Source organism: Listeria goaensis, assembly GCF_900186125.1.
GTDB lineage: Bacteria > Bacillota > Bacilli > Lactobacillales > Listeriaceae > Listeria > Listeria goaensis.
Genome location: NZ_FYBQ01000003.1, coordinates 17,319 through 37,844, shown reverse-complemented (window position 1 = coordinate 37,844; position 20,526 = coordinate 17,319). Strand labels below are relative to the sequence as shown.

The following is a 20,526-nucleotide window of genomic DNA, read 5'->3' as shown; positions in this document are numbered from 1 at the left end:
TTTCTATGCATTCAATTCTTCAATTTCCTCACTCACGATTTCCCAGTCGGCCATTAAGGCTTCGGCAACTTGTTTAATGGCATCCAATTCTTCGGTAATCGCGTAACTTTTTTCGTGGTCGTTAAAAACCGTTGGAAGTGTCAACTCATGTTCGAGCGAAGCGATTTTCGCATCGCATTCTTCCATTTTTTCCTCAATCTCAGCAAGCTTTCGTGTTTTTTGCCGTAATAATTTTTGCGCTTCCTTGCTTTGCTGGTACGCCGCCTTGTTAGAAGGATTTTCCGCTTGTGCTGGCATTTCGCCTTTCCGAAGTTTCTCTTCCATTTCAAGACGCGCAATTTCTCTGTTTTCCGCAATTTTCTCCTGATAGTAGTCATAGTCGCCTAAATAGCGCGTCGCCCCAGTCGGACTAAGCTCAATAATATCTTGTGCGATGCGGTTAATGAAGTAGCGGTCATGCGAAACGAACAAAATCGTGCCTTCAAAATCAATGAGCGCCGCCTCCAAAACTTCCTTACTTTCAATATCCAAATGGTTGGTCGGCTCATCGAGAATAAGCACATTTGCCCCGAGTAGCGTCAGCTTTGAAAGCGCCAAGCGGGCCTTTTCGCCGCCACTAAGCGTATCCACAATTTTTAAAACATCATCTTCTGAAAAAAGGAAATTTCCAAGTGTGGTGCGGACCGCTTTCTCGTCTAGTTCAGGATATTCATCCCAAAGTTCTTGTAAAATCGTCTTTTTGGAAGAAAGCTTAGCTTGTTCTTGGTCGTAATACCCGATTTTAACGCCAGCGCCAAAACGAAAATCGCCCTTTAAAACAGGGATTTCACGAATGAGTGACTTTAAAAGGGTAGACTTGCCAATTCCGTTTGGCCCAACAAGTGCAATACTATCACCGCGCTTCATTTCAAACCGAACATTTTGCGCCACCAATTTGTCTTTCGAATAGCCAATTGCAACATCTTCGACAAATAAAATGTCATTTCCGGGCGTGCGGTCAAATTGAAAACCAAAATGGGCCGCTTTTTCATTTCCCGCCGGCCGATCTAATCGGTCCATTTTTTCCAGTTTCTTCCGCCGGCTTTGCGCCCGTTTCGTTGTCGATGCACGAACAATATTCCGAGCAACAAAGTCTTCCAATTTGGCAATTTCCGTCTGTTGTTTCTCGAATTCCTTCCAGTCTTTTTCAAGCTGCTCCTGTTTTAAAACAAGAAAACGACTGTAATTTCCAACATAGTGAGTGATTTTTGTCCGGGAAATCTCATAAACTTGGTTCACCACGCGGTCCAAAAAATAGCGGTCGTGCGAAACGATGAGCAGCGCGCCCGCATAATTTTGCAAATACCCCTCAAGCCACGAAAGCGTCGCAATATCCAAATGGTTGGTCGGCTCATCTAAAATCAAAAGATCTTGTTTGGATAAAAGTAGTTTCGCAAGTGCAAGCCTAGTTTTCTGCCCACCACTTAAAGCCGCGACTAATTTTTCATAATCCTCTTCAAAAAAATGGAGACCATGCAGCACCGAACGAATTTCCGCTTCATACGTATAGCCGCCGCGTTCCTTGAAAAGGTGTTGCAGTTCATCGTAACTATCCAAAGCCTGCCTTGCCGTCTCAGCATCCGCGTATATACCGCTGTCCGCCATTTTAAGCTCCATCTCGCGCAGCTCGCGTTCCATGTTACGCAAGTCTTCAAAAACAGTCAGCATTTCATTCCAAATCGTCTTGCTCGACTCAAGCCCCGTATTTTGCGCCAAGTAGCCAATCCGCACATTTTTCGGCTTCGAAATTTGCCCCGCATCATATGAAGTCTGCCCCGCAATGATTTTCAGAAGCGTTGATTTTCCCGCCCCGTTTCTGCCAACTAGCGCAATCCGGTCATTTGTTTTAATTTCTAATTTTATATTTTCTAAAATCGTTTCCGCACCAAAGTACTTCGCAATTTGTTGTACTTGCAAAAGAATCATATTTTTCTCCCCTATCTCTTTCTAGTTTAGCGTAAAGGTGAGCCCGTTGCAATCACACATTTGATTTTGTGAAATCATTAGCATTAATTGTGATTTTACGATACAATGAGAGCAGGTAAACAAAATAAATACTGATAAAATAAAGGTTTTCTAAATGTGTGAGCAAAAAGTTTGTGCATTTTATGTGAAATGTTTATAGTATATAAGCAAGCATGTGAAGGAAAGAGCAGTCATTTTGCTTGAAAACGAACCATATTTTATCAGGAAGAAGGGACTAATTGGCATGATGGATGAAACGACAAAAATTCCACAGGCGACAGCAAAACGCTTACCGTTATATCATCGCTATTTGAAATATCTACATGAATCAGGAAAAGAACGTGTATCTTCGGCAGAGTTAAGTGAAGCTGTAAAAGTGGATTCCGCAACAATTCGCCGCGATTTCTCATATTTCGGCGCACTCGGCAAGAAAGGATATGGTTATAATGTTTCTTATATTCTTGACTTTTTTGGAAAAACGCTCAGCCAAGATAAAGAAACGAACGTTGCCATTATCGGTGTAGGGAATCTTGGAACCGCACTACTTCATTATAACTTCATGAAAAACAATAATATTCGCGTTTGTGCTGCATTTGATGTAGATCCTGCAAAAGTAGGTACCGTCCAACAAGATATTCCAATTTATCATTTAAATGATATGGAAGAAATTTTAAAAGAAAATAATGTTGAAGTGGTCATTTTAACTGTACCATCTGATGAAGCTCAAACAACGGTGGATAAATTGATCGAAGCAGACGTGAAGGGGATTCTAAACTTTACGCCAGCACGTATTAGCGTGCCAAAACAAGTACGCGTCCATCATATTGATTTGACAACTGAATTACAAACATTAATTTACTTCCTAGAAAACTATCCATCTAAAAATTAAAACGCAGCTTAAGAAGCTCAAAAATAAAAGAACTTTGATGTAACTATCTGAACCAGCGCTTAAGAGTGCTGGTTTCTTATAAGAGGTGAAATGAATGAAACGACTGAAAAAATTAAATTGGACGCAGTGGGTTGCCCTTTTTATTTTTGTATCCATGGGGATTTCGATGATTGTGACCATCTTTGAAATTTTTACTGCCCCCGCGTCACAACCAGCAACAGGACCAAAAGTAACGCTCCGAAGTGATTATATTTTCTTACTGGTAGAAATCATTTTAGGGATTATTATTTTAGCTTTACCGTCCATTGTTTCTAGACGATTTAAATTTGAAATTCCGGGGCTTGTGTACCTCATGTTTATCGTTTTTCTATACGCCTCAATTTATCTTGGAACCATTCAACAATTTTATGCGAATGTACCTCACTGGGATAAAATATTGCATACGTTTAGTGGTGCGATGCTAGGCGCAATAGGCTTTTCTTTTGTGAGTTTACTCAATGCTAACGATAAAGTCGTCATGAACATGAAGCCTGGCTTTGTCGCGATATTTTCTTTCTGTTTCGCGGTAACGCTCGGCGCTTTCTGGGAAGTGTATGAGTATACATTCGATGCTCTTTTAGGTTTAAATATGCAGCGCTTCGAACTCTCTAACGGAACGCCACTCGTTGGGCGGGCTGCTCTCACGGATACCATGACAGACGTTATTGTCGACATCATTGGCGCATTAGTTATGGCCATTATCGGATACTGGGCGCTAAAAAAAGGTCGCCCGTGGATGAAACAATTTGAATTTAAACGGACAAATAAAAAAGATGAGCTCGGAAGATAATCCGAGCTCATCTTTTTTTATAGAAACTATTTTTCAACATCTTTTTGTTTCGGCAAATTGTCTACATAACTATCAGAATACTGGAGTAGTTTTCGACTTGCTTCAAAACGTTTTTTGATATCAGCAGAGAGTTCTTTATTTCCGCCATTATAATAAGTGGCTTTGCCCGTTTCAAAACTTTCGTCTGGTTCATACATATAATCATTTGCCATGTAGCTACCTTCTGGCATTGTGTAGCGTTCTGGCACAAAATTCGTTTGCGTATTTAAGATGTCCTCCCCAAACATAATCTGGTCAGTTGCTTTAATCCCAAGAAGATTGAGAACGGTTGGCATTACGTCAATTTCGCCGCCGATATTATCAATCTTGCCCGTCTTTTCAACGCCCGGAATATGGAGGTAGAACGGAATCCGGTAGTCGTCAGCAGGCTGCGCTTTTAGCTCACTAGAACGATTGACGTAACTTTTTTGGTCATCTGTAAGCTTTGTCGTATCAATGATATGGTGGTCACCGTACATCACAACGACAGAATCATCCCAAATACCATTTTTCTTCAATTTATTAATAAATGCACCAAGCTGTTTGTCCGCATAGTGCACTGCTTGGAAATAGTTCCCAAGCTCTGTGCCTTCCAAGTTTTTCGGAAGGTTAAGCGATTGCTTGCTCTCTGGAATATTAAATGGCATATGACTGCTAACCGAAATAAGTTGCGCATAGAAGTTTTCATCGTTTTGATAATGTTCTTCTAAAATTGGCATCGCCTTATTGTATAAAACCTCATCACTCGGCGAAAAGCCAATAACATCATCATCGCCAAAGAACGAGCGATCATAAAACTTATCAAACCCTACTGCAGGATAAAAATTGTCCCGATTATAGAAACTCGCGTCGTTCGTGTGGAAGGTTGCCGTCTGATAACCTTTCTTAGAAAGCGTCCGCGGTAATGATGGAATAACGCGGTCACCGTAAGTTTGCGTATTCGTATAGTAGCCGCTAGGGAAGGTGGAGGTATACACAGACCATTCCGCATCAGCCGTATTAGATTTTGAAACCGTTTGGAAAAACGAATCCGAGTAGAGCGTTTCGCCTTCCAATTTGTCGAGTGTTGGCGTGACGGATTGCCCGTTTAGTTTTACACCCGTCAAGTTGCGCTGGAAGGATTCTAACTGGATAATAATTAAGTTTTTCCCTTTTGCAATGCCGTAGTAGTCCGGATTCTTTTTAACTTCAACGCCTTTTATCGTACGGATATTATCTGCTGTAATATCAGCCGCCCGAACATCGGTCGTTCCAGTAAAAGCCGTAGCTACATTAAAGGTAAACACACCCATCTTTTCAGCGCGTTTCGTATCACTAATAATATTTTTATTCATCATATCATAAGTGAAAAATCCAATTAGAAGCAGAAGAACAGCAAGCGAGATGCCAAAAGTTCGTCTTTTTATTTGGAAAGTTTTAAAACGCACACCTTTTTTTAAGTCCAAATAAAGAACAACTGGTAACAAGAGAAGATTCGCAAAAAATAGCCAATCGTACCATTTCAATAAGCTAGTTGCGCTATCTTTGACAACGCCTACTTCACCAATTAAAGAAAGGCTGTGATAAGTTGGAATTTCATTGTAAAACCGTCCATAAAGAACGAAAACAAGCATCAATATTCCAAGAAAACATGTTAGACCCGCATAAACATAAACTTGCGCACGAGGACGTACAAAAGCATGTATGAGAAGCAGTAAAATAAGGACAAACGATAAATCGGCCATAAAGCTAAGCCAACTTGGATCTTGAAAAACTTGGAAATAGGCTAAGGCAAATTGACCAACAATTAAAATCAAATAAATAATTAACAAGATAAAAGCCTCTTTCTTTTAAAAAATAGGTTAAGTTTCCCCAATTATATCTATTTTAACGCACCCGATTTTGAAGTGCAAATATTGCGGAGAATTTTACAAGTTGGCACTTTAACACTATTGACCTTTAAAGTGCGAAAGGATATGATGAGAAAAAATAATTTTTTACATTAAGGGGATTTCAGATGTCTATTTTTAGAAAAAAATCAATTGAGGAATTATTACCAAATAAAGGAGGACATATTCGACTAAAACAAACGCTTGGCGCATTTGATTTAATGCTCCTTGGTGTCGGTGCCATCGTCGGGACTGGGATATTCATTTTACCAGGTACTGTTGCTGCAATGCATTCAGGACCTGCTATTGTCTTTTCATTTGTGATTGCCGCCGTTGTTTGCGCACTTGCTGCGCTTTGTTATTCAGAATTCGCATCCTCTGTGCCAGTTGCAGGCAGTGCCTACACATATGGCTACGTAATCTTCGGTGAATTTATCGCATGGGTACTCGGTTGGGCGCTCCTTCTTGAATATGGCCTAGCCGTCGCGTCTGTCGCAAGCGGTTGGTCCTCTTACTTAAATGCCTTTTTGAAAGGCTTTCATCTCGAAATTCCAACCGCCATTTCGGGACCATTTAATCCGGCCGAAGGGACATATGTCAACATTCCTGCAATTCTAATCATCTTCATCGTTGCTTTTCTGCTCACTAAAGGTATTCGCGAATCTACTCGTGTGAATACCGTCATGGTTATTTTAAAAGTGAGCGTCATTCTGCTTTTCATTATCGTCGGGGCATTTTATGTGAAACCAGCCAATTGGCAACCGTTCATGCCATTCGGTTTCAGTGGCGTCCTAAACGGAGCCGCGCTTGTTTTCTTTGCATATTTAGGATTTGATGCGGTTTCAAGTGCCGCAGAAGAAGTGAAAAATCCAAAACGCAATATGCCAATTGGAATTATAGGTTCACTTTTAATTTGCACAATTCTTTATATGCTTGTATCTGTTGTTTTAACGGGTATTGTACCTTATACAGAATTAAATGTAACAGACCCAGTTGCTTTTGCACTGCAAGTCATCAATCAAGACTGGATAGCAGGAATTATTTCTTTAGGGGCAGTTGTTGGAATGCTTACGGTCATTCTTGTTATGACATACGGCGGCACGCGTTTAGTCTATGCGCTAGGTCGAGATGGCCTACTGCCGAAGATGCTAGCTGAAATTAATCCAAAACATAGCACACCTGTTAAAAATACATGGATTTATGCATCAGTTGTCGCTATTTTGGCCGGACTTGTTCCGCTTGGGAAATTAGCAGAGCTTGTGAATATGGGGACTTTAATTGCGTTTATGATGGTTTCTCTCGGCATTTTATTTTTACGAAAAAATAAAGAAATTGCGCCTGGAAGCTTTAAAACGCCGTTCTATCCCGTGTTACCAATTGTGTCCTTCTTACTTTGTGGTTTCCTTATTACACGCCTAGCGACGCTTACTTGGATTGTATGTGGCATTTGGTTTGTTATTGGGGTTATTATTTATTTTGGATATGGGAAGAAACACAGCACACTAGAAAAACAAGGGGCTTACAAAAAGTAAGTTGAATCATTCGCATTTTTTCCTCCCATATGATGTAATAGAAGGAACTAATATTAAAGGAGAAATGTAGAATGAGCGACGAGTTTAAGTTAGGGGCAGTGGTTTTAAAGGTGGCAGATTTAGCCAAAATGGCGGCTTTTTATGCAGAGGTTATCGGTCTTGTTAAACAAGCGGAGTCAGAGGAAAAGGTGCTGTTTGGCGCGAAAAACGATGGCGACACACTTCTTGTTCTAGAAAAACTAACAAATGGAGTGCGCCCCAACATGCCGCGAACAGGTTTATTTCATACGGCTTTTTTAGTGCCCAATCGTGCGGCGCTTGGCGATATGCTGATTCATTTGATCAAATCGAAGTATCCGCTTAGTGGAGCGGGCGACCATGCATACAGTGAGGCCATTTATTTAGCTGATCCAGAAGGGAATGGCATCGAGATTTACCGCGATCGCCCCTTTGCCAAATGGCGCATTAACGAAGACGGCACGTATCCCGCAGTAACTGAAGAAGTCGATGCGGACGCAATTATTGATGCAGCTACGCGAGAAGAGTTCCACCAGATTCACCCAGAAACGAAAATCGGACACGTTCATTTGCAAGTGAGCGATATCGAAGCAACAGAAGAATTTTACGGAAATATTCTCGGTTTAAACATTCAAACCAAAATCCCGTCTGCCCGCTTTTTTGCAGAAGGTCGTTATCATCACCATATTGGCAGTAATATTTGGGCAGGAACAAACTTGCTGCCGCGCGCGGAAAATGAAACGGGCTTGGCCTATTTTACAATTGTAACGTCTAAATTCAAAGAATGGGAAACGCGTCTTGCGAAAGCCGGATTTAAAATGGAAAAACGTCATTTTGGTGTGCAAGTAAGCGATCCAAACGGAATTTTAATTATGTTGCAAGAACCCCAAATTTAGGAAAAGACAAATTGTCAAAAAGTTGATAGAATAAAGTTATCTTTTTGGATAAACGGGGGAAGCCAAATGATAGAATTCTATACAGCACACGACAAGCAAGAAATGAAAAAATTGGAAGCCGCTAAAAAGGGAAGTTGGATTAAAGTCGTTTCACCGTCCGCATCTGAGATTGAAGAACTGAGCGCTATGTATCACATACCTAAACATTATTTTCATGATGCGCTTGATGAGGAGGAACGGTCACGAATTGAATTGAAGCGTACGGAGGAAGAAAAACGCCATTCGCTTGTCATTGTTGACTGTCCTTACGCGACAAAAGATGAAATGGGCTACACCACATACGAAACGATGCCAATCGGAATTGTTTTAGCAGATGATATTTTTATGACGATTTCGATACGCGAAGTTCCTGTTTTAACATCGATTATTGAAACGCCAATCGATTATTATGATACGGCTAATCATACGCGGTTTTTACTACAAATTCTTTATGCGGTTTCTTATTTTTATTTAAAATATTTAGATAAACTGATTCATTTAATGAATGAACTTGAAGGGAAAATTAAGCAATCTATGAAAAATGAACAGCTGTACGCGTTTATGGCTGTTCAAAAGAGTCTGGTGTTTTTTGCTACAGCATTACAATCGAATAAAGCGATTTTAGATAAGATGCAAGATGTGGAGCATTTTATGCAAAATCAAGGCAACCATGATTTACTTCGCGATGTTGTGATTGAAAATAAACAAGCAATTGCGATGACGGATACATACACACAAATTATAAGCGGCATGTCAGATATTTTTTCATCCGTTATTTCAAATAATTTAAACATGGTGATGAAGTTTTTAACGTCTTTTACGATTATTTTATCTCTCCCAACGATTGTCGGAAGCATTTACGGGATGAATGTGAAGCTACCTTTCGCTCATGAGGCAAATGCTTTCTCAGGTATTATGCTATTTACAATTATTCTGACACTACTTGTAACAGTTATTTTTTGGCGGAAAAAATATTTCTAGTTTGACATAGGAGGAAACATAATGGAAAAACAAACATACGAAAAACTAGCTTATTACACGATAAAAGAGAAAATTTTGAGCGGAAATTTGCGAGTAGGAGACCGAGTTACCGAAACGGTTATTGCAGACGAACTGAAAATTAGCCGTACGCCCGTCCGAAAGGCCTTAGCAAGCTTGGAGAAGGAAGGATTAATCGAAGTTCGTACAAATCGCGGAGCTATTGTCATAGAAAGCAGCATGTCCGTTAATCGTTTTGTCGAGTTGTTAGAGATAACTGAAATCATGATAAATCAAACGTTGACTAAAGTAGAAAACAAACGAATTCAAATCGACATGGGATACTTCCAGAAAAAAGTTGAGCAATTGAAGATGCTTCATCAAAAAGGCGAGGAAGATCAGTTTATTGCGGAACTCTTCAATTGCTTTTTTGCATTCATTCGCTTGATGCAAAACACGTATGCGAATCGTTTCGTACAAATGATTGAAAGCGACTTTGACTCAAAAGCACAAAAAGAGATTAAAATTATTCCTTTTATTTTAGCCGAAAAAACGATTCGCTGTTTAGAGGTGACAATTCAAAATGTACAGGACAACGATTTTGTTGCTGCGCGAAAAGAAGTACAAACAATTATGAATCAATATATTGTGCAAACATTCCGTTAGTATTTAGTGAGGAGCATCTTATGCGCCTCACTTTTTTTGTACAAAAGGAGATAACTGGTTGAAATGCATAATTTTATTTTCATGTATAAATAGCAAGGAAAAGTAAAATAATCTGATATAGTTAAAAAGACCCATTTTTTAGTACACAAAAACACGTTTTAGCGAGAACAAAATTATTTACTGAAAAATCTTATATTGAAAAATTTAAAGAAATGGCTTTATATAGCAGTTTCACAAAGTGATTTCATAAAATAATCCACATTTCGAGTTTTTTTGTTTACTATTTATTTAGACAGATTCAAATAGGGAAGATGATGCATTCAAAAAAACTAGCTTTGTTTCGTGAGAGGCATATGATATAATATGAGAAAGTTCATCGGTTGAAGGAGCGTTAGAATTTTGAAAAGTAAACGAGAATACAAAACCCTTGATAAGGTTGTTTATTACAGTGTCATTGAAAAGATTAAAAATGGTGAATTGAAGCCTGACGAGCATCTTACAGAAGAACGATTATCAAAAGAATTAGGCGTCAGCCGGTCACCAATTCGTAAAGCGATTACTGCTTTAGTAGCAGAAGGTGTTTTAGATTACCGGACTTACAGTGGTGTTGTAGTCAAAGATTCAATTGTTGATTCCACACGTTATGTGCAACTTCTTGAAGTTATTGAATTGTTTGTGAAAGCAACATTCGATAGAATTGAACAATCAGAGGAAGAAATGGATATCGAAGAGCTAGAAAAGTGTGTACAATCAATGGACAGAGCATCATATTTGCGCGATTTAGATGAATACATTTTTAATGAACATCAATTTTTCTTACGATTAATCAATTATTCCGGAAACCCTTACTTTAAAGACATGGCTAAGAAAGTATTTTTCAATATCAAATACTTTTCTGCAGATGCAATTACGAATCACAACGAAGAAATGCGTGAACGCAACATCAAACAATTTGGTGTGATTATTTCATTTTTGAATAAGAAAGATTATGAAAATGCCTTTTTAGAAATTAAAAAATTATTTTTAAACTACGGCACATATGCGTTTCGTTAATACTAAAACTAAAAAAGTGTAACCCAGTTAACTGGGTTGCACTTTTTTTTGATACAAACTATAACCATCTTTACTATTTAAAAACGTAAATGTTTCGGCGTACAATTGGTTGAGAGCATTATTTGAGGCGAGGGTGTCTAGACGAATGAAAGGGATACGTGCTGATGCAGCTAGTTCTTCGGCGAATTGCAGCATTCGGGCTGAAAGTTGCAGACCTTTGTAAGGGCGAGCAATCATCAGGCGGTGGATGTAAAATGCTGGTTCTGTTGCCTGTTCTTCCCATAAATTTTCGTCCCAAGCACTCGGCGTTTTTCGCACAATCATTGTTCCAGCCGTTTGCTCTTTTTGGGTTAAAAGGAAAACTTCATTTTGATGGATGCGCTCACGGATTTGATGGACGTCTGTCCCATCTAAAATGTCATTCCACTGCGTAGAACCTGATTTTTTTAACCAAGTAGCGGTGTCGATCATTAATTTTTCAACTGCTTGGTAATCTTTTGAAGTAGCTTGGCGGATTTCAAAGTTCACGCCGTTTACTGCGAATTTACTTTGGTTCATCAGGTTTGTTTTCCTCCGTCTGTTCAAAGCTTGATTCGTTTTCTTTAGAAGAGAACGTTTCATTGAAGTATGGCGTTTCTTCTTCGAGTGGTGGTGCGATTGTGCCGAATAATTCATCGTGGAAAACAGCGAAAGTGGTCGTCATGTAAGGGAACAAATAGATGGAAATGGCTACGACTACGAGATACCCGAGCAGGAATAATCGCGCCTATTGAAATACCAAAGCCCATGGCGTCAATGACTGAGCCGTCACCGTTCATATCGTTATAATTGCCAGTGGCAGCACCAATGCCAAAGATAATCGCGGATGTAATAAAGATGGCGACAGGAATTAAATACCAAAGTAAGAAAGTTAGTGAAAGGCCAAATAATTTTCCTTTGTAGCCGTTCATCATATGACGACTTTGAGTAATCGCATCAAGTGCTGAAATTTGTGGATTATCTCTTAAAATAAAGAAAGTTTGTGAGTAAGAATAGCCTTTAATAATGCCTGGAATAATGAATAAGAGCGACCATAAAAATGTGAAAATAGAAACAAGTAGAAAAGCTAAGAAAGTTCGACCAAAATCTTTAAAAGCGCTAAACATATAGGCTACATCGGGCTCATCTTGTCGGCTAATCGCTAAGAAGAACCAAGTTACACCTATCGTAATTGGTCCGGTAATAAGCATGCCAGCTACCCAACCAATAACTGGAATCCAGCCTATCGCGGCTGATACTGCTGCAGTAATAATCATGCTAAGCAAATAAACACCAATTGATATTCCCCAATGTCCCTGTAATGCACTTTTTGCAGCACGCCGCATTTCTGCATTTGTTAACATAAAAAATCTCTCCTTTTTCTATTATTTATGTATTAAAAATAGCATATTCTACTAAGGAGTTACAGCAAAAGGCTAGCAAATTGAAATTTCTTCTAAATTATCGGAAAAATAGGATTGTTTTTCTTTTTTTAGGGAAAAGGAGAGTTAGTCTTTGATTTTTTGATGGAGGTGTCGTTTGTGAAAGAAGATGAACGTAAAGAATTAGAGGACCGCTTAATAGACCTTAGACATGAATATCAGAATCTAGTTGCAGATTCGCGTGATTTTGAAGATCCGCAGTTGCAAAACGGTCCAATGAATGCTGCAGAAGTAAGGCTTAGCAGCATCAGGCATGAAATTAAAAAAATTGAAAAACACTTAAAAAAAGATCCGATTGAATAAATAGGCAAAAAACGTCCTTTTTCTTTCTAATCGGACGTTTTTGTTTGAAACAGAGGTGAACATGAATGAAACCGATTTTTGTTGTTGGCGATGTGCATGGTGAAATAGGCTTGCTTGAGAAAATCCTTGAAAACTGGAATCGTGAAGAGGAACGCCTTTTATTTGTAGGGGATTTAATCGATCGCGGTGAAAACCCAGGTGCAGTCCTTAGGCTCGTTAAGCAATTATCAGAAGAACATGATGTTATCGTTTTAACTGGCAATCATGAAAAAATGCTACTTGATTGGTTGAAAGAACCAGCTGAAAAAATGGCGTATTACATTAGCCAAGGTGGTATGGAGACGATTCAATCACTGCTACGGGAAAATATCGAGGAAAAAATCACACCTGATGAGCTTAGCAAACGCGTCATGGAGGAGTCAGGCGAGCTAATCGCGTTTATTCAAGATCTCCCTTTATACCATGAGGAAAAGCAGTACGTTTTTGTTCATGCGGGGGTAGATTTAACGATTCCCGACTGGCATAAGACGGCAGAAAAACAGTTCTACTGGATTCGTGAACCGTTTTTATTTGGCGAGAACCGAACAGGAAAAGTATTTATTTTCGGACATACACCCGTTCAAAATTTACATAGTGATGGCTCGAGTAATATTTGGATTTCAAAAGATCAAACGCGCTTAGGAATTGATGGCGGAGCTGTGTTTGGCGGCAGTTTGAATGCTATCGTCGTGGAAGAACACGCCGTAACGAAATTATATCGAGTTGGAAAAAATGAGCCTTTTGAAACAAAATAAAGTGAATCGTTTGATGGATAGCGGTTTTCTATATATTTTGCTACAATAGGCTCATTCTAGTTAAAAGGAAGTGTCTTTATGCGGAAAGCAACCGTGATAAGTTTGCTGGCCGTGTTTTTTGTTTCTATAGTCGCCATTTTCGGCGTTATATATGTAAAAACACAACAAGAAGAAGCAAAAGTGAAGGAAACGATTATTCCAACAGTTTTTGTGCATGGCTATAAAGGAACGGCGAACTCATTTGGTCATTTATTAAATCGAATAGGAAGCGACTCTCGGACTAAACAAATCGCCATGCAAATCATGATTAAGCCAAACGGTCAATTAAAGGTAAGAGGTCATCTGGATAGCCAATATAAAAACGGCGATTCAGCGGTACAAATTTTATTTGAAGATAACCGGGCGAGCCTTTCCAAGCAAACGTTATGGCTCCAAAATGCGATGAAATACATTCGGGAAAAAGAGCATATTAAAACAGTCAATTTAGTCGGCCATTCCATGGGAGGGCTTGCCATTTTAAGCTATCTTGAAAATACGCCAGTAGATGCCGCGTACCCCGTGCCACAAAAGTTTATTGCGATTGCGACGCCTTTTAATGGCATAGATAGGGCGGACTACTTTAAGTTGCAAAAAGATCCAGCCGCCCATGATTTGAAAGCTGGATCAGATGCACTTAAAAACCTCGCAAAAAATAAAACGAGGATTCCTAAAACTATTCAAATGCTCGCCATTGCTGGAGATCAAAATCATACAGGAACAGACGGACTTGTACAAGTGGATAGTGTGTTTTATGCAAGAAACTTTTTTCCAAAAGCGAATTACCAAGAACGCCTAATTTCTGGAACAAATGTGACGCATAGCGGCTTACATGAAAGCTTTGAAGTAGACGCGTTGCTAAGTCAATTTTTATGGGATTTACCAGACGGAATGGAAAAAGATAACGGTTCAAACTTAGATACCGTTCCAAATGTTGAAAAATAAAAGGACGTAGCCAAGTGGCTACGTCCTTTATTTTAATAATAAGGCGCCATAAATAAGTACACTAAAACACCAGTTAAACTAACATACAACCAAATTGGCATCGTCCAACGAACAATTTTCTTATGCTTGTCAACTTGCATCGTCCAGCCCCAAACAAGCGCGAACAGCGCAAGTGGCACAACAACCGCAGCAAGAAAACTATGCGTAATAAGAATGAAGAAATAAATCGGGCGAACAAAGCCAGTCCCACCAAATGTACTCGTTTCAGCCGAAAGAAAATGGAATGTTAAATAGGAAACGAGGAAAAATAGCGTTGAAGTAAAAGCAGCTAAAATGAAGCCACGATGCAATTTAATATTTTTCTTCACAATGATTGCCCAAAGTGCAATAACTAAGAAGACAAAAGTGAAGCTATTAAAAATCGCATTCATTCTTGGGAAAATTGTTAAGTCAAAATGAACGGCACCTTGATAACCAATTGGTGAAAAGAAAAGTAATAAAATAATAATGACAGCCACAGCAGAAAAAATCATAATTGGCCAAAAATAATTTTTATCCGTTGCAGCAGGCGTTAATTTCTCTTTATTTTGCTCCATGTAAAATAAATCCCCCTTAAAATAAGTTCAAATTCATTATACATGATTACGTCAAATAAAAAAACAATAGACTGTTGATAAACGGCAATCTTCACCATTTGTCATCAGTCTATTTTGCTTGTTACGTTTCGTTTAGCTATAGAAATTAAGCCTTACAATTTAACGATTTTCCGCTTTATTATAAGCCCCATGCCAAACCGGGCCAATAAATTGGTTCAAAGCAAATCCGCCTTGAATAGCAGCAGTGACAAAATCTTTTGCCTTAGCAACCGCATCAGGAACAGACAAACCTTTCGCAAGACCAGCAGTAATCGCCGCCGCAAACGTACAACCAGCACCGTGGTTATAGTTTGTGTTAACTTTTTCCACTTCATAAATCGTAAAATCATTGCCGTCGTACATTAAATCAATCGCTTTATCGCTCTCAAGCGCTTTGCCACCTTTAATGACCACATATTTTACACCAAGTTCATGAATTTTTTTAGCCGCCGCCTTCATATCCTCAACCGTTTTCAGTTTTCCAAGACCAGAAAGCTGCCCCGCTTCAAATAAGTTTGGCGTTGTCACTGTCGCAACCGGCAGCAATAAATCACGAATCGCCGCCGCATTTTCCGGCTGAATAAGCTCGTCCTCGCCCTTACAAACCATCACCGGATCAATGACAATATTGGTTAAATCGTGTGCAAGAATGGCTTCGCGAGTCGCTTTAATAATGTCCACCGAGCCTAGCATCCCCGTTTTCATTGCATCAACAGGACCACCCGATAAAATCGTTTTGAGCTGCTCCCGCACAAGCTTAGCATCAATAGGTGTCACACCGTGTGACCAGTTGTTATCTGGATCCATCGTCACAATCGTTGTGAGTGCAGAAAATCCAAAAGTTCCATATTCTTCAAATGTCTTTAAATCAGCTTGGATACCAGCGCCGCCGCTAGAATCAGAACCAGCAATAGTTAAAGTTTTTTTAATCGTCATTTTAAATTCCTCCAAAATTAATCATTTGCTTCGAGCATTTTATAAATGGCTTCCGCAACCCCGTGCTCATCATTGGTGGTGGTTTCATATTTGGCGCGTTTCTTGACTTCCGGCTCTGCGTTGCCCATCGCCACACTGTAACCTGCCATTTTAATCATCGAAAGGTCGTTCATATTGTCGCCAATCGCAAATGTTTCTTCAAGCGAAACGCCGAGGCGCTCCACATAATATTGTAACGAAATGCCTTTTTGGGCCGCGCGATTCGTGATTTCAATGTTGTCAGAAAAAGAAGAAGTAATCGCAAGTTCATTCGACACACTTAGTTCTTTTTTTGCTCGAGTTAAAATATCAGGGTTTGGCGAGAACGAAATGAATTTCAAGATGTTCATCTCCTCGTTTTCAAAAACCCGATTGACATCCGTAATTTCATGAACGTCTTTCGCTTGAAAGCGCTCCTCAATTTGCTCGCTAATCGATTGAACGGGCTTGTCAGGATGCATTTTGCGATACATTTCAATCAAAAATTCTTTACCTTGCTCTTTGTTTGTCGAAATCGGCCCGATATCAGTAAACAATTCCGTGTACATTCCTAAATCAGAAAGAATTTGAAATGTTTTTCTCGAAATATCTTTGTCGAGCGTATGTTGCAACAAAATTTTACCGTGTTCATCGCGCACTTCTGCGCCGTTCATACAAATGGCCGGCGCGTACAAATTCGCTTTGTGAATAAGCGACATCGCATCATCGTACATCCGCCCCGTACATAAAACAAAGTGGATGCCTTTAGATCTTGCAAATTCAATCGCTTTTACGTTTTCCTCAGTAACACGTATGTCGGAATTTAGTAGCGTACCGTCCATATCAGAAGCAATAACTTTAATCATAAATAAGAATCCTCCTAGTGTTTTCACTTCCTCTAGCATAGCACTTTTTAAAGAAAAATGCAGTTGTCTTGTTTAAAAAGCGCCACATTTTGCGTCCCCCGTGAAAGTTAGCTATAATAAAGCGTGAAGTATAGTGGAAAGAGGTGCTAGAATTTGAAAAAAGAAGTTGAAAAAATGCTTGCGGGCGAATTGTATGATCCGTCCAACTATGAACTCGCGCATGGTCGCGCACGCGCACGCAAACTCATTCGCGAAATCAATGATACAATAGACGCAGCAGCGCGAACTGAACTTTTAAAACGCCTATTCGGCGGAACGGGTGAAAAAGTATTTTTAGAACCGACACTCCGCGTTGATTACGGCTCAAATATTTATCTTGGCGAAAATTTCTTCGCGAATTTTGATTGCGTCATGCTTGATGTGTGCGAAATACATATTGGTGATAATTGCATGCTCGCGCCTGGCGTGCACATTTATACCGCGACGCATCCTCTTGAACCGACCGAACGAAATAGTGGGCTCGAACTAGGTAAGCCCGTTAAAATCGGCAATAACGCCTGGATTGGCGGACGCGCGGTTATTAATCCCGGCGTGACACTTGGCAATAACGTCGTTGTCGCATCAGGCACCGTTGTCACAAAAAGTTTCGGCGACAATGTTGTCATCGGCGGCAACCCAGCGCGCATTATTAAAGAAGTCAAAGGAGTTTAAATGGTGAACGTTTCAGATCAGGCGTTATTTCAAAAAATGGAGGAAGAGCTACGTCAGGCGAAGGAGCTAAGCGGCGCTGAACAAAACGCGCATCTGCACACATTGAAAATTCTCACAGAACTGGCTCTTTCTGAAACTAAAACGGATGTCGCGCCCCAAAATGATGCGGCGCACATTCCGCACGAGAGTACACCAGCTGTCCCTCCGGCTTTAAACCAAGGAAAAAAACTCGATATGTCAGACGGTGCGAATGGTGATTCGCTGTTTGATTTTTAAAGGGGGAGAACGATGAAAAAAGGTCTTATAACGGGCGGCATTTTTGCGATGCTTGCCGTCATGATTGGCGCTTTCGGTGCGCACGCGCTAAAGGATATTTTAGGCAGCCACGTGGCCACGTATGAAACGGGCGTTCAATATCAAATGTTTCACGCTGTAGCGATTTTAATTTGCGGCGTCGTCCAAGAAAAACTAAACAGCCGTCTTATTAGCGCCGCGATAATACTATTTTCTGCAGGCATCATTTTATTTTCAGGTAGCCTTTACGTTTTGAGCATCACTAAAATCACGTTTTTAGGAGCCATCACACCAATTGGCGGCGTTTGTTTTATTTCCGGCTGGCTTTGTTTTATCATCGCAGCTGCAAAATCGCGTCCCGGTTACCATTCATTTTAAAAAGGAAACCAACATTTTATTTCAAAAAAAAGTCTTTCGTCATAAAATTTTAATATAAACATTTGGAAAAAGAGGATTATTTCTATTTTTGCGGGGTATTTAATTAGCATAAGCAACGATAACTTATTTACTTTTTCTCCCTTTTTAGTGATAAGTTATCCTTTCTTACCTTAAACTCCCTTTTTGTGGCGCTATGCGGCTTGTCTAAGCCTATGGCGTCTTTTTTTGCTGATTTTTTGAGGATGGAGTGGTTGTCCTAGAGTTGGTAGAAAAATAAGTGAGTACAATGAGCTATCAATAGCTTCTAAAAATAGTGTATGGTATATTGAAATAGTAAGAAAAATACATAATATTGGAGAGGGTTTTATTTTAGAAAAATCAGGATGACTCTTCGTAGAGCCCGAGATTCCGTGAAAACTTATGATACAAGTATGCAATACATTAACCAACAGAACTTTGGTTTTCAACTTTTATGCTGATTGTTTGAATTCGAAAAACGTCTCTTGTGGTTTAACAAGAGACGTTTTTATGAATGGAATCTAACTAAAGCGCTGTAGTTTCATTAAAATCATGTTCAATGCAAGTATTTATAATCGTTCACATGGTAGAATGAATAGGCTGTGGATTGTCCTTAGAGACTTTCTAGTCGAGTAAAAGGAGGGGTAGAATGAAAAAAACGTCAATAATTATTATAAGTATAGTACTATTAATCGCTATCGTAATCGGTATAAAAATGGGAGTTGATAAACATATGAATAACAACGAAGAAGTGGAAATGATGGAAATTGTACATAGTAAAGAAGCGGAAAAAGTTTATAAAAAAACAATAATGTATAATGATCCTAAAGCTTTTACAAGTGAAGGAGTTATATACACATACAAAATTGATGATAGTAGTATAGAAGAAAATCCTATGGGGGGGATAATGGTTAACTTAATCATTAACAACGACAGCGACTTAGTAATCGATATTATATTAAGCAAAGATAGTGATAGAGGTGAATTAAGCGATGATGCGGGTGGAACCTCTGAAAAACTAGAAAGGCTTTTAGAGAAAGAAGGGAATTGAAATGGCAACTATGCTCACAGAAAAGAACCGAGTTCAGATTGCAAAACAGCAGTATAATAAAAATATGGACGTTGGAAAGCCTATAAAAATCGACGGGGGAAGAAAAATAGGTACACTTTCAGAAAAAGTGAACAACAAAGCAACAGGCGAACAAACATACATAGTTACTAATGGGAAAAATAAAGTAACAGCCAATTCCTCGCTCTCAGAACGTGAGAAAGTTAAAGAAGTAACTGTTTTATACCGCGGCTCCACTGCCCCTAATGAACTATCGTGGGGCGCACCTGAAGTGAATAACGACTTTGCAGCGGATTGGTTGCAGAATGATGTTCCTGCAGCAGCAATGGTTTTAGTGGGAAAAGGGGGAGGTACCCCACAGTTAAAAAGTTCAGCGAATACTTTGAAAAAAACGCTTGAAACTTATCCGAATGCAAAAATTAATATATATGGACATTCACTTGGTGGAATGAACGGACAATACGCAGTCGCAAACCTAAGCAAGAAGCAACTTAAAAGAATAACAGGTGCATACCTTTATCAATGTCCTAATGTTTATAATCTTCTAAATGCCGACCAAAAGAAAATAGCAGACGCTTTCACAGCTTCTAACAAAGGATTCATCTATACCGATCAACTTGACTTGATTGCGCTAGGTTACGGGGAGAATAAACCTACAATAGGAAATGTGTTATTTGTAGATGGAAAAGATGTAGGGGATATGGGCAAGCAACATATGTGGGGTGGTTATCAATTTGACAAAAATGGAAATTTAAAACTAACCAAAGCAGGGAACAGAAAAAAAGCCGCAATACTTCAAGCGGAAGGTCTGAAAAATCTTGCAAAACTAAAGAAAAAATTAGGAGCTGGTGGCGACTTGTCATCATCAGAAGAAAAGTACCTTGAAGCATCAGAAGCGTTTATTCGTGTTGGAACAATGCAAATGGAAGCAAAGCAAATGTGTGAGGAACTGGAAAAACTATACAAAAAAGATATGGAAAACGCAAGTGAACTTTGGCAGAAAACGCACTCGGATGCCAGAAGCTTAGGGGACTCACTATCAGAAACTGAAATTATCGGCGCGCTTTCGGACGGTGGGGCAACAGAGGCAAAAATAAAGCTTAAGCCAATCGCAAAACGTACTAAAAAGCTAGGGAAACTCAAAGAAATCGAACAGGATTATAATGATATAATTAATCAAATTCAACAGGCAATTAATGAAGTGCTAGAAAAAGATCGAGAATTAGCGCGGAAAATCGCGGAGGGATGAGAC

At 39.4% G+C, this 20,526-nt stretch carries 23 protein-coding genes; 15 read left to right on the top strand and 8 right to left on the bottom strand.

The window, feature by feature from the left end; translation table 11 throughout:
- Positions 1 to 3: 3 nt before the first annotated feature.
- Entirely contained in the window at positions 4 to 1,965 is a 1,962-nt protein-coding gene (locus CFT42_RS04805) for an ABC-F family ATP-binding cassette domain-containing protein (RefSeq protein WP_088810530.1), read from the bottom strand.
- A gap of 283 nt (positions 1,966 to 2,248) precedes the next feature.
- Between CFT42_RS04805 and CFT42_RS04800 the strand changes: the two genes are divergently transcribed.
- Together CFT42_RS04800 and CFT42_RS04795 are read left to right on the top strand one after the other, a co-directional pair.
- Positions 2,249 to 2,893, top strand: a complete 645-nt coding sequence (locus CFT42_RS04800; protein WP_088815531.1) for a redox-sensing transcriptional repressor Rex — start codon at positions 2,249 to 2,251, stop codon at positions 2,891 to 2,893.
- A 103-nt stretch (positions 2,894 to 2,996) separates the two neighbouring features.
- Positions 2,997 to 3,722 (top strand): DUF2238 domain-containing protein, encoded by a 726-nt coding sequence (locus CFT42_RS04795; protein ID WP_088810618.1) that lies wholly within the window; start codon positions 2,997 to 2,999, stop codon positions 3,720 to 3,722.
- Between the two features lie 26 nt (positions 3,723 to 3,748).
- Here the strand turns inward: CFT42_RS04795 and CFT42_RS04790 are convergent, their stop codons facing one another.
- Positions 3,749 to 5,572, bottom strand: coding sequence for an LTA synthase family protein (locus tag CFT42_RS04790; protein WP_088815530.1), 1,824 nt, complete (start codon positions 5,570 to 5,572; stop codon positions 3,749 to 3,751).
- Positions 5,573 to 5,757: 185 nt separating this feature from the next.
- On the opposite strand from CFT42_RS04790, the gene bcaP reads away from it, so the two are divergent.
- From bcaP to CFT42_RS04765, 5 genes are all read left to right on the top strand, one after another.
- The gene (gene bcaP, locus CFT42_RS04785; RefSeq protein WP_088815529.1) at positions 5,758 to 7,161 is read left to right on the top strand and encodes a branched-chain amino acid transporter BcaP; all 1,404 of its coding nucleotides are present in this window, start codon (positions 5,758 to 5,760) and stop codon (positions 7,159 to 7,161) included.
- A gap of 71 nt (positions 7,162 to 7,232) precedes the next feature.
- On the top strand, positions 7,233 to 8,075 hold the full coding sequence (locus tag CFT42_RS04780; protein ID WP_088810526.1) for a VOC family protein: 843 nt from the start codon (positions 7,233 to 7,235) through the stop codon (positions 8,073 to 8,075).
- Between the two features lie 66 nt (positions 8,076 to 8,141).
- Positions 8,142 to 9,095: a magnesium transporter CorA family protein gene (locus CFT42_RS04775; RefSeq protein ID WP_088815528.1), complete on the top strand. Its 954-nt coding sequence runs from the start codon at positions 8,142 to 8,144 to the stop codon at positions 9,093 to 9,095.
- A 21-nt stretch (positions 9,096 to 9,116) separates the two neighbouring features.
- Positions 9,117 to 9,758: a GntR family transcriptional regulator gene (locus tag CFT42_RS04770; protein WP_088815527.1), complete on the top strand. Its 642-nt coding sequence runs from the start codon at positions 9,117 to 9,119 to the stop codon at positions 9,756 to 9,758.
- A 399-nt stretch (positions 9,759 to 10,157) separates the two neighbouring features.
- Positions 10,158 to 10,811, top strand: coding sequence for a GntR family transcriptional regulator (locus CFT42_RS04765; protein WP_088810523.1), 654 nt, complete (start codon positions 10,158 to 10,160; stop codon positions 10,809 to 10,811).
- 27 nt (positions 10,812 to 10,838) lie between these two features.
- On the opposite strand, the gene CFT42_RS04760 is transcribed toward CFT42_RS04765, so the two are convergent.
- From CFT42_RS04760 to CFT42_RS04755, 3 genes are read right to left on the bottom strand one after another with little or no spacing between them, the layout of a single operon-like run.
- Positions 10,839 to 11,369 carry a GNAT family N-acetyltransferase gene (locus tag CFT42_RS04760; RefSeq protein ID WP_088815526.1) on the bottom strand — a complete coding sequence of 177 codons (531 nt, stop codon included), beginning with the start codon at positions 11,367 to 11,369 and terminating at the stop codon, positions 10,839 to 10,841.
- Positions 11,356 to 11,514 carry a hypothetical protein gene (locus CFT42_RS14945; RefSeq protein ID WP_244169930.1) on the bottom strand — a complete coding sequence of 53 codons (159 nt, stop codon included), beginning with the start codon at positions 11,512 to 11,514 and terminating at the stop codon, positions 11,356 to 11,358. The genes CFT42_RS04760 and CFT42_RS14945 overlap by 14 nt, the downstream gene beginning before the upstream one ends.
- Positions 11,483 to 12,193 (bottom strand): DUF975 family protein, encoded by a 711-nt coding sequence (locus CFT42_RS04755; protein WP_244169929.1) that lies wholly within the window; start codon positions 12,191 to 12,193, stop codon positions 11,483 to 11,485. Before CFT42_RS04755 ends, CFT42_RS14945 begins: the two co-directional genes overlap by 32 nt.
- 177 nt (positions 12,194 to 12,370) lie before the next feature.
- On the opposite strand from CFT42_RS04755, the gene CFT42_RS04750 reads away from it, so the two are divergent.
- From CFT42_RS04750 to CFT42_RS04740, 3 genes are all read left to right on the top strand, one after another.
- Positions 12,371 to 12,574, top strand: coding sequence for an Lmo0654 family protein (locus tag CFT42_RS04750; protein ID WP_088810520.1), 204 nt, complete (start codon positions 12,371 to 12,373; stop codon positions 12,572 to 12,574).
- Positions 12,575 to 12,639: 65 nt separating this feature from the next.
- Positions 12,640 to 13,368: a metallophosphoesterase gene (locus CFT42_RS04745; RefSeq protein WP_088810519.1), complete on the top strand. Its 729-nt coding sequence runs from the start codon at positions 12,640 to 12,642 to the stop codon at positions 13,366 to 13,368.
- A 78-nt stretch (positions 13,369 to 13,446) separates the two neighbouring features.
- On the top strand, positions 13,447 to 14,349 hold the full coding sequence (locus tag CFT42_RS04740) for an alpha/beta hydrolase (protein ID WP_088810518.1): 903 nt from the start codon (positions 13,447 to 13,449) through the stop codon (positions 14,347 to 14,349).
- 32 nt (positions 14,350 to 14,381) lie between these two features.
- On the opposite strand, the gene CFT42_RS04735 is transcribed toward CFT42_RS04740, so the two are convergent.
- The 3 genes from CFT42_RS04735 to CFT42_RS04725 form a co-directional block, all read right to left on the bottom strand.
- Positions 14,382 to 14,945, bottom strand: coding sequence for a DUF420 domain-containing protein (locus tag CFT42_RS04735; RefSeq protein WP_088810517.1), 564 nt, complete (start codon positions 14,943 to 14,945; stop codon positions 14,382 to 14,384).
- Between the two features lie 159 nt (positions 14,946 to 15,104).
- Entirely contained in the window at positions 15,105 to 15,920 is an 816-nt protein-coding gene (gene pdxK / locus CFT42_RS04730) for a pyridoxine/pyridoxal/pyridoxamine kinase (RefSeq protein ID WP_088810516.1), read from the bottom strand.
- A 17-nt stretch (positions 15,921 to 15,937) separates the two neighbouring features.
- A complete protein-coding gene (locus CFT42_RS04725) occupies positions 15,938 to 16,804 on the bottom strand; it encodes a Cof-type HAD-IIB family hydrolase (RefSeq protein WP_088815525.1) in 867 nt (288 codons plus the stop codon).
- 153 nt (positions 16,805 to 16,957) lie between these two features.
- Between CFT42_RS04725 and CFT42_RS04720 the strand changes: the two genes are divergently transcribed.
- The 5 genes from CFT42_RS04720 (at position 16,958) to CFT42_RS04700 (ending at position 20,523) form a co-directional block, all read left to right on the top strand.
- Entirely contained in the window at positions 16,958 to 17,515 is a 558-nt protein-coding gene (locus CFT42_RS04720; RefSeq protein ID WP_088815524.1) for a maltose acetyltransferase domain-containing protein, read from the top strand.
- Positions 17,516 to 17,791, top strand: a complete 276-nt coding sequence (locus CFT42_RS04715; RefSeq protein WP_240310301.1) for a YwdI family protein — start codon at positions 17,516 to 17,518, stop codon at positions 17,789 to 17,791.
- Positions 17,792 to 17,803: 12 nt separating this feature from the next.
- Positions 17,804 to 18,187 carry a DUF423 domain-containing protein gene (locus CFT42_RS04710; RefSeq protein ID WP_088815523.1) on the top strand — a complete coding sequence of 128 codons (384 nt, stop codon included), beginning with the start codon at positions 17,804 to 17,806 and terminating at the stop codon, positions 18,185 to 18,187.
- A 667-nt stretch (positions 18,188 to 18,854) separates the two neighbouring features.
- Entirely contained in the window at positions 18,855 to 19,256 is a 402-nt protein-coding gene (locus CFT42_RS04705; RefSeq protein WP_088815522.1) for a DUF1310 family protein, read from the top strand.
- 1 nt (position 19,257) lies between these two features.
- Positions 19,258 to 20,523 (top strand): hypothetical protein, encoded by a 1,266-nt coding sequence (locus CFT42_RS04700; RefSeq protein ID WP_088810511.1) that lies wholly within the window; start codon positions 19,258 to 19,260, stop codon positions 20,521 to 20,523.
- Positions 20,524 to 20,526 lie beyond the last annotated feature (3 nt).

What these genes read in the sequence shown, in the direction of transcription:
- CFT42_RS04725 (WP_088815525.1), bottom strand. Translation starts at nt 16,804, where the DNA reads ATGATTAAAGTTATTGCTTCTGATATGGACGGTACGCTACTAAATTCC.
- CFT42_RS04700 (WP_088810511.1), top strand. Translation starts at nt 19,258, where the DNA reads ATGGCAACTATGCTCACAGAAAAGAACCGAGTTCAGATTGCAAAACAG.
- CFT42_RS04760 (WP_088815526.1), bottom strand. Translation starts at nt 11,369, where the DNA reads ATGAACCAAAGTAAATTCGCAGTAAACGGCGTGAACTTTGAAATCCGC.
- CFT42_RS04735 (WP_088810517.1), bottom strand. Translation starts at nt 14,945, where the DNA reads ATGGAGCAAAATAAAGAGAAATTAACGCCTGCTGCAACGGATAAAAAT.
- bcaP (WP_088815529.1), top strand. Translation starts at nt 5,758, where the DNA reads ATGTCTATTTTTAGAAAAAAATCAATTGAGGAATTATTACCAAATAAA.
- CFT42_RS04780 (WP_088810526.1), top strand. Translation starts at nt 7,233, where the DNA reads ATGAGCGACGAGTTTAAGTTAGGGGCAGTGGTTTTAAAGGTGGCAGAT.
- CFT42_RS04775 (WP_088815528.1), top strand. Translation starts at nt 8,142, where the DNA reads ATGATAGAATTCTATACAGCACACGACAAGCAAGAAATGAAAAAATTG.
- CFT42_RS14945 (WP_244169930.1), bottom strand. Translation starts at nt 11,514, where the DNA reads ATGACGACCACTTTCGCTGTTTTCCACGATGAATTATTCGGCACAATC.
- pdxK (WP_088810516.1), bottom strand. Translation starts at nt 15,920, where the DNA reads ATGACGATTAAAAAAACTTTAACTATTGCTGGTTCTGATTCTAGCGGC.
- CFT42_RS04740 (WP_088810518.1), top strand. Translation starts at nt 13,447, where the DNA reads ATGCGGAAAGCAACCGTGATAAGTTTGCTGGCCGTGTTTTTTGTTTCT.
- CFT42_RS04800 (WP_088815531.1), top strand. Translation starts at nt 2,249, where the DNA reads ATGATGGATGAAACGACAAAAATTCCACAGGCGACAGCAAAACGCTTA.
- CFT42_RS04770 (WP_088815527.1), top strand. Translation starts at nt 9,117, where the DNA reads ATGGAAAAACAAACATACGAAAAACTAGCTTATTACACGATAAAAGAG.
- CFT42_RS04745 (WP_088810519.1), top strand. Translation starts at nt 12,640, where the DNA reads ATGAAACCGATTTTTGTTGTTGGCGATGTGCATGGTGAAATAGGCTTG.
- CFT42_RS04715 (WP_240310301.1), top strand. Translation starts at nt 17,516, where the DNA reads ATGGTGAACGTTTCAGATCAGGCGTTATTTCAAAAAATGGAGGAAGAG.
- CFT42_RS04755 (WP_244169929.1), bottom strand. Translation starts at nt 12,193, where the DNA reads ATGTTAACAAATGCAGAAATGCGGCGTGCTGCAAAAAGTGCATTACAG.
- CFT42_RS04805 (WP_088810530.1), bottom strand. Translation starts at nt 1,965, where the DNA reads ATGATTCTTTTGCAAGTACAACAAATTGCGAAGTACTTTGGTGCGGAA.
- CFT42_RS04710 (WP_088815523.1), top strand. Translation starts at nt 17,804, where the DNA reads ATGAAAAAAGGTCTTATAACGGGCGGCATTTTTGCGATGCTTGCCGTC.
- CFT42_RS04705 (WP_088815522.1), top strand. Translation starts at nt 18,855, where the DNA reads ATGAAAAAAACGTCAATAATTATTATAAGTATAGTACTATTAATCGCT.